We start from the raw sequence: 6,807 nt of genomic DNA, 5'->3' as shown, positions 1-6,807 counted from the left end.
GACCGGGGTGGTTTCCGTCGGGACGAGCGGCGTGACGACCGTGGTGGGCGTTCGTTCGAGCGTCGTGACGACCGGGGTGGTTTCCGTCGGGACGAGCGGCGTGACGACCGTGGTGACCGTGGTGGGTTCCGTCGTGATGACCGGGACGACCGTGGTGGGCGTTCGTTCGAGCGGCGTGACGACCGGGGTGACCGGGGTGGTTTCCGCCGGGACGAGCGTTCGGCTGGGCGTTCGTTCGAGCGTCGTGACGAGCGGGGCGGGCACCGCGGCAGCGACCGTCCGTTCAACCGTGACCGCCGTGACGACCGTCCCGGTTTCCGCGCGGGTGGGCACGAGCGCCCGTTCGGCCGCCGTGACGACCACCGTGGGGCCGACCGCGGGGCTGGTTCCTTCGGTCGTCGTGACGACAAGCCGCGCTGGAAGCGCAACGGCTGATCCGCCGGCCGGACCCGTCGGCTGACGCGGGTGATCGGTGAGGGGCCCGTACGACTCTTGTCGTGCGGGTCTCTTCCTTTTGGCGTACGCGGCGACGGCGAGGGGCAGTTTTTGGCCATGTTGTGACGCATGTCACGCCTCCGGCGCGGGAATCGCTGGGGACATGACAGATGACGCCATCGCGACTGGGCTGTCGGACGAAGAACGGCTTGCCCAGCTCGGCTACACGCAGGTCCTTGCCCGCCGCATGTCGGCGTTCTCCAACTACGCAGTCTCCTTCACGATCATCTCGGTCCTGTCGGGCTGCCTGACGCTGTACCTGTTCGGCATGAACACCGGCGGCCCCGCCGTGATCACCTGGGGCTGGGTCGCGGTGGGTCTGATGACGCTGTTCGTCGGTCTGGCCATGGCCGAGATCTGTTCGGCCTACCCGACGTCGGCCGGCCTGTACTTCTGGGCGCACCGGCTTGCTCTGCCGCGCACGGCGGCCGCCTGGGCGTGGTTCACGGGCTGGTTCAACGTGCTGGGTCAGGTCGCGGTGACCGCCGGCATCGACTTCGGCGCCGCGTCCTTCCTGGGCGCGTACCTGAACCTGCAGTTCGACTTCGAGGTCACGCCCGGCCGCACGGTCCTGCTGTTCGCGGCGATCCTGCTGCTGCACGGCCTGCTGAACACGTTCGGGGTGCGCATCGTCGCCCTTCTCAACAGCGTCAGCGTGTGGTGGCACGTGCTGGGTGTGGCGGTGATCGTCGGCGCGCTCGCCTTCGTCCCGGACAGGCACCAGTCGGCGTCCTTCGTGTTCGGCGAGTTCGTGAACAACACGGGCTGGGGCAGCGGCGTGTACGTGGTCCTGCTCGGTCTGCTGATGGCGCAGTACACGTTTACCGGCTACGACGCCTCGGCCCACATGACGGAGGAGACGCACGACGCGTCCACGGCGGGGCCGAAGGGGATCGTCCGCTCCATCTGGACGTCCTGGATCGCGGGCTTCGTGCTCCTGCTGGGCTTCACCTTCGCCATCCAGTCCTACGACCGGCAACTCGCGTCGCCGACCGGGGCGCCGCCGGCCCAGATCCTCCTCGACGCGTTGGGCGTGACGGCCGGCAAGCTGCTGCTGCTGGTGGTGATCGGGGCGCAGCTGTTCTGCGGGATGGCGTCGGTGACGGCCAACAGCCGCATGATCTACGCCTTCTCGCGGGACGGGGCGCTGCCCTTCTCCCGCGTCTGGCACACGGTCAGCCCGCGCACGCGCACCCCGGTGGCGGCGGTGTGGCTGGCGGCGGCCGGAGCGCTGGTCCTCGGTCTGCCGTACCTGATCAACGTGACGGCGTACGCGGCGGTGACGTCGATCGCCGTGATCGGCCTGTACATCGCCTACGTCATCCCGACGCTGCTGCGGGTGCGCAAGGGCGCGGACTTCGAGCGTGGGCCGTGGCACCTGGGCCGCTGGTCGCAGCCGGTGGGTGTGGTGGCGGTGGCGTGGGTCGGGGTGATCACGGTGCTGTTCATGCTGCCGCAGGTCTCCCCGGTCACCACGGAGACGTTCAACTACGCTCCGGTGGCCGTGCTGGTCGTGCTCGGTTTCGCCGCGACCTGGTGGCTGGCGTCGGCCCGGCACTGGTTCCTCAACCCGGAACACGCCCGCACCCTGGCCCGTGAGACGGCCCGTGAGACGGCCCGTGAGACGGCCCGGGCGGGTGCGGCCGAAAAGGTCGATCCGTAACACTCCCGGCCCCGGCCGAGGTTCCGACGCGGCCGTGTCCGCGATACCCGATCGGAGACACGGCCACGTCCGGCTATGCTCGGGGAGGCAACATCGCCAGGGCCCTTAGCTCAATTGGCAGAGCAGTGGACTTTTAATCCATTGGTTGTGGGTTCGAGTCCCACAGGGCCTACGGCCGCAGGGGGAGAGACCATCCCCTCTGACCTGCTGTGCAGCGCCCGGGTCGGCTTCGGTCGGCTCGGGCGCTGTCCTGTTTTCCCGGGTCTTGCGCTGATGCGTGAGCGGTGGGCTTGCGTTTCGTGGAACGTGGTTCGGCGCGGGCCCGGTGGATACCCGGTGGTCATGGGGTTCGGCAGGGTGCCCCATTGAGTGGGCCGTCTGTCGTGGATGTCGACACGCACCTTCGACAGGCGGTGCGCCCGGCCTTCGCCATCACCCTGGACTGCGTCACCGTGCTGGAGCGCTGGGAGCTGGGCCCGGGCCTGCGTCGCGGACGGCTTCGGCCGGGAGAGCGGCGGGGAGCGGAACGGCTCATGATGGACTGATGGGACCACTGATGGGACGGACAGCGGCTTCATCGGCCGCCCGCCCGGGTCCGCGCGGATCGCGTCGGGTGAGCCGATGACGGCCGGACCGCGCGCGGACCGCTCCGAGAGCTTCGGGGAAGCGCTCCTGGGAGCGCTCCTCGATCGCGCGCATGAGCTGCCGGCCCACCTCATCGGTCCACTCGTCGCCGATGTGATGGAGCGGCTGGGGGGCCGCCGTCCGCAGATCCTGCTGCAGGACTACAGCCAGCAGCTGCTCGTGCCCCTGCCCGGCGAGGGCCTCGCGGACGGGGACCCTCAGGTGATCGACGATTCCGCCGCGGGCGGCTGCTTCCTCGACGCGCTGTCCGTCGAACTGCCCGAGGAGGACGGCGTACGCGTCCACCTGCCGCTGCTGGACGGCGGCGATCAGGTGGGCGTCCTGGCGGTGACGCTGGACGCGGTCGACGACGACGACCGCCGCCTGCTGCACCGGGTCGCCGGACTGGTGGCCGATCTGCTGGTGACCAAGCACGGCTACTCCGACCTGTTCTTCCGGATCCGCCGCGGTGAGGAGATGAGCGTGGCCGCGGAGATCCAGTGGTCCCTGCTGCCGCCCCTGGCCATGATCATGCCGCGGGTCGCCGTGGCCGGGGTCCTGGAGCCCGCCTACGACGTGGCGGGAGACAGCTTCGACTACGCGCTCAACGACGACATTCTGCACGTCGCCATGATCGACGCGATGGGGCACGGCCTCGGTGCGGCCACCATGGCCACCGTGGCCATCGGCGCCTACCGCCATGCCCGCCGCTTCGGCATCGGCCTGACGGAGATCTACGCCTACATGGACGACGCCGTGGCGAAGGAGTTCGGCGCCGACCACTTCGTCACCGCGCAGATGATGCGGCTGGACACGACGACGGGTCTCCTGCAGTGGGTGAACGCCGGTCACCCCGCGCCGATGCTCGTCCGCGACCACCGTGTCACGCGCCGGCTGGTCGGGCCGACGACCCTGCCGGTGGGCCTGGGCGGTGCGCAGCCGGAGGTCAGTGAGCTGGGGCTGAAGCGCGGAGATCGCGTCCTGTGCTTCACCGACGGGCTGATCGAGGAGCACACGGCGGGCGGGGAGCAGTTCGGGGAGGAGCAGTTGATCGGTCTGGTGAACGGGCTGGAGCGGACCGGCCGTGGGGTCCGAGCGGTGGCGCGTGCCCTCTCGCACACACTCAAGCGGGCGCGCGGCGGACGGACCACGGACGACGCCACGCTGCTCCTGGTGGAGTGGCGCGGTGTCGGCTGATCGCACCGCCGCCTCCGCGGCCCACCGGGCGGCACGACTCGTCAGCCCGACGGCGTCCGCCCTCCTCCTGTGTCGATGAGGATCTGTCGCGCGGAGCTGACGTTGCAGGCCAGGACAGCCTGGGCCATCGCCGCCCGAGCGTCCTCGGGGGCTGCCTCCGGCGGGACGACCAGCAGCGAGAAGTGGTCCCTGTCGCCCCGGGTGATCAAGACGGTGTCATCGCCCACCGGGAAGGAGTCCACGCGCACCACGTGGTCGTCGACGGCGATCCGCGTGGGGACCCCCGCCCAGGCCGTGGTGTCCAGGCCCACCCGGCTCAGGGGGCCGAGGTACTCCGTGAGCGCATCCAGCAGTGCCGGCAACTCCGCACCGATGTCATGGGATCGCGGCCACCATGCCCCGTCGAGGACCCCTTCGCGCGATGCCGTCGTCTGAAGCCGGAGCAGTGCGCACCCAGGTCGTACGGTCTGATGGATGCCACTCGGCAGCTGCTGGGGAGCGGGGGATGTGTCGGAGTCGGTCATGAGGACCACCCCTTCGTGATCCGGCGGACACGGGGTGCGCCGTGCTGCTGACCACGCTACTCCCCTCACCGCGAGTGTCGGTGTAGTCCGAAAATCAACGGTTTCGCCTTGATTCTCAGATGTCGCCGTGATCAGCCGGATTCGTCGGGAATCGCCGGCCTGCCCGGACGCGGCACCGCGCTGCTCGCCGAGACCGGCGGCAGCGGCGCTGCCGGAAACGCCGGCGGGCTTCTGCCGGAGCTGCCGAGGCGGACGACCGCGTGGAAGTCGTCGGTCAGGTGGCGTCCGGGCCGTGGACGGGCAGCGGCACGGACCACTCCAGGACCGTGCCGGAGGGGTCGCGGCGGCCGACCGCGAGGTGTCCGCCGAGTTCCCCGGCGCGGCTGTGCATGTTGGCCAGGCCGCTGCGGCGGGTCACGGCGGGATCGATCCCGCGGCCGTCGTCGGCGACGGTCAGCCGCAGGGTCCCGTCCGTCGCCTCCACGCTGATCTCCACCGCGGTGGCGACCGCGTGCCGGGCGGCGTTGGACAGGGCTTCGCGCAGTACGGCCAGGAGGTGGTCGGCGTGGTGCGCGGACACGTCGGTGTCGAGCAGGCCGGTCATGCGCAGTGCCGGGGTGAAGCCGAGGGCCGCGGAGGCCTCGGCGCTCAGCGCCACGAGCCGGGAGCGCAGGCCGGTGCGGCGGCCGGGGTGGTCCTGGTGCTGCAGGCCGAAGATGGTGGAGCGGATGACCTTGATGGTGTCGTCCAGGTCGTCGACGACCCGCTGGACGCGGTCGGCGGCGTCCGGGCGGTCGCCGAGGCGGCCCAGGGCGGCCTGCAGGCTCAGGCCGTCGGCGAACAGCCGTTGGATGACCAGGTCGTGCAGGTCCCGCGCGATGCGGTCGCGTTCCCCCAGGAGGGTGAGCTGTTCGGCGTCCCGGCGGTGTTCGGCGATCTCCAGCGCCAGGGCGGCCTGGTCGGCGAAGGCGCACACCATCTCCACCACCGCCTCGTCGAAGGGGGCGCCGCCGGGTTCGTTGGCCACCTGCAGCACGCCGCGCACCCGCTCGCGGCCGGCGACCGGGACGAAGAAGGCGGGTCCGAGCGGGACGACGGAGGCGCTGCCGCCCGCAATGCGCGAATTGGCGGTCAGGGAATCGCTGCTGACGGTCTGTCCCGTCGCGTAGACCTTCGCCGCCAGGGTGGTGCCGGGCAGCGCCAGGCCCCGCACCCGGTCCGCCGAACGGCCGGCCGCCGCCTCCACGACCAGTTCCTCGCTGTCGCCCACCGGGAGGGCCAGGGTCACCAGGTCCGCGCCGGTCATCTCCCGCACCACGTCGGCCAGCGACCGCAGGGTCCGCGCGGGGTGCTCCCCGGACAGCAGGGCGCGGGTCAGGTCCGCACCGGCCGCGAGCCGGCGTTCGCGGTGCCGGCTCTCGTCGTAGAGGCGGGCGTTGTCGACCGCCACGCCCGCCGCGGCGGCCAGGCTGCGCAGGATCGATTCGTCGTCGGCGTCGAACGGCCGGCCGTTCCGCTTGCCGGCCAGGTATAGGGTGCCGTAGACCTCGCCCCGGGCCTGTACGGCGGAGTCGAGGAAGGTGAGGGAACGCGGTTCGCGGATCAACTGGTCGGCCGACGGGTCGGTCAGCGGGCCCCTCAGCGGGGCGGTCAACGGGTCGGGGAGGTCCTGGCTCTCGGGGCGGGATCCGGTACGCCGGACCGTCGGCTGCTCGTCGCAGTGGGCGCCGCGGTCGACGGTGACGAACTGCCGTATCCGGCCTGCCTCACCCAGGACGCCGAGCGCACCGTACTCGGCGTCGACCAACTCGGCCGCGTACTGCACGATCCGCCGCAGCAGGTCCTCCAGGTCGAGGTCGCCGCTGATCGCGACGACGGCGTCCAGCAGCGTCTGCATCCGGTCGCGGCCGTCCGCAGCCCTCCGGGCGTGGTCTCGCCGCCCGTCCGGCGACGCCCTGCTGGGCAGCCGCCGGGCGAAGCCCTCACTGTTCGTGCCCGACCGGTCGTTCACGGAGCCGCCTCACCTCTCGAACCGGCATACGTCTCCAGCATGCGCAGACAGCCCCACCGGATCGCAACGGCAACGGCAGCGGCAACCGCAACGCACGGTGCCGGGCGGGGGCGGTACCGGTGGCCGCAGGCCGGGCTGTGGCCGCTGCCCCTCTCCTGGGACGGACGTTCCCGCGGGAGCCGCCACGGGCCTTCCTGGTTTCGCCGTCCGGGGACGGACACCGGGGCGGTCCGCATCCATCCGCCTCCCCTGATGTGTGGGAGTCACACTTGTTGTCGGCGGATCGTCCGGGT

The 6,807-nt window shown here is 71.4% G+C and carries 5 protein-coding genes, 1 tRNA gene and 1 pseudogene; 5 read left to right on the top strand and 2 right to left on the bottom strand.

What is annotated here, in order from left to right; genetic code table 11:
* The 5 genes and pseudogenes from VKA29_RS00275 to VKA29_RS00255 form a co-directional block, all read left to right on the top strand.
* Positions 1–435 (top strand): annotated as a pseudogene (locus VKA29_RS00275) (RNA helicase); the annotation flags it as partial.
* A gap of 163 nt (positions 436–598) precedes the next feature.
* Positions 599–2,158: an amino acid permease gene (locus VKA29_RS00270; protein ID WP_324783056.1), complete on the top strand. Its 1,560-nt coding sequence runs from the start codon at positions 599–601 to the stop codon at positions 2,156–2,158.
* Positions 2,159–2,257: 99 nt separating this feature from the next.
* Positions 2,258–2,330: transfer RNA gene (locus VKA29_RS00265), tRNA-Lys, on the top strand.
* A gap of 211 nt (positions 2,331–2,541) precedes the next feature.
* Positions 2,542–2,703: a hypothetical protein gene (locus VKA29_RS00260; protein ID WP_324783055.1), complete on the top strand. Its 162-nt coding sequence runs from the start codon at positions 2,542–2,544 to the stop codon at positions 2,701–2,703.
* A 76-nt stretch (positions 2,704–2,779) separates the two neighbouring features.
* Complete coding sequence (locus tag VKA29_RS00255; protein WP_324783054.1) at positions 2,780–3,979, top strand: GAF domain-containing SpoIIE family protein phosphatase; 1,200 nt, start codon at positions 2,780–2,782, stop codon at positions 3,977–3,979.
* Between the two features lie 41 nt (positions 3,980–4,020).
* On the opposite strand, the gene VKA29_RS00250 is transcribed toward VKA29_RS00255, so the two are convergent.
* On the bottom strand, positions 4,021–4,503 hold the full coding sequence (locus tag VKA29_RS00250) for a DUF5994 family protein (RefSeq protein ID WP_324783053.1): 483 nt from the start codon (positions 4,501–4,503) through the stop codon (positions 4,021–4,023).
* A gap of 274 nt (positions 4,504–4,777) precedes the next feature.
* Entirely contained in the window at positions 4,778–6,514 is a 1,737-nt protein-coding gene (locus tag VKA29_RS00245; RefSeq protein WP_324783052.1) for a GAF domain-containing protein, read from the bottom strand.
* Positions 6,515–6,807: the final 293 nt, after the last annotated feature.

It is taken from the genome of Streptomyces sp. H51 (genome assembly GCF_035656535.1).
Taxonomy (GTDB): domain Bacteria; phylum Actinomycetota; class Actinomycetes; order Streptomycetales; family Streptomycetaceae; genus Streptomyces.
The sequence above is the reverse complement of the archived record's forward strand: the minus strand, read 5'-3'. Positions and strand labels throughout refer to the sequence as shown.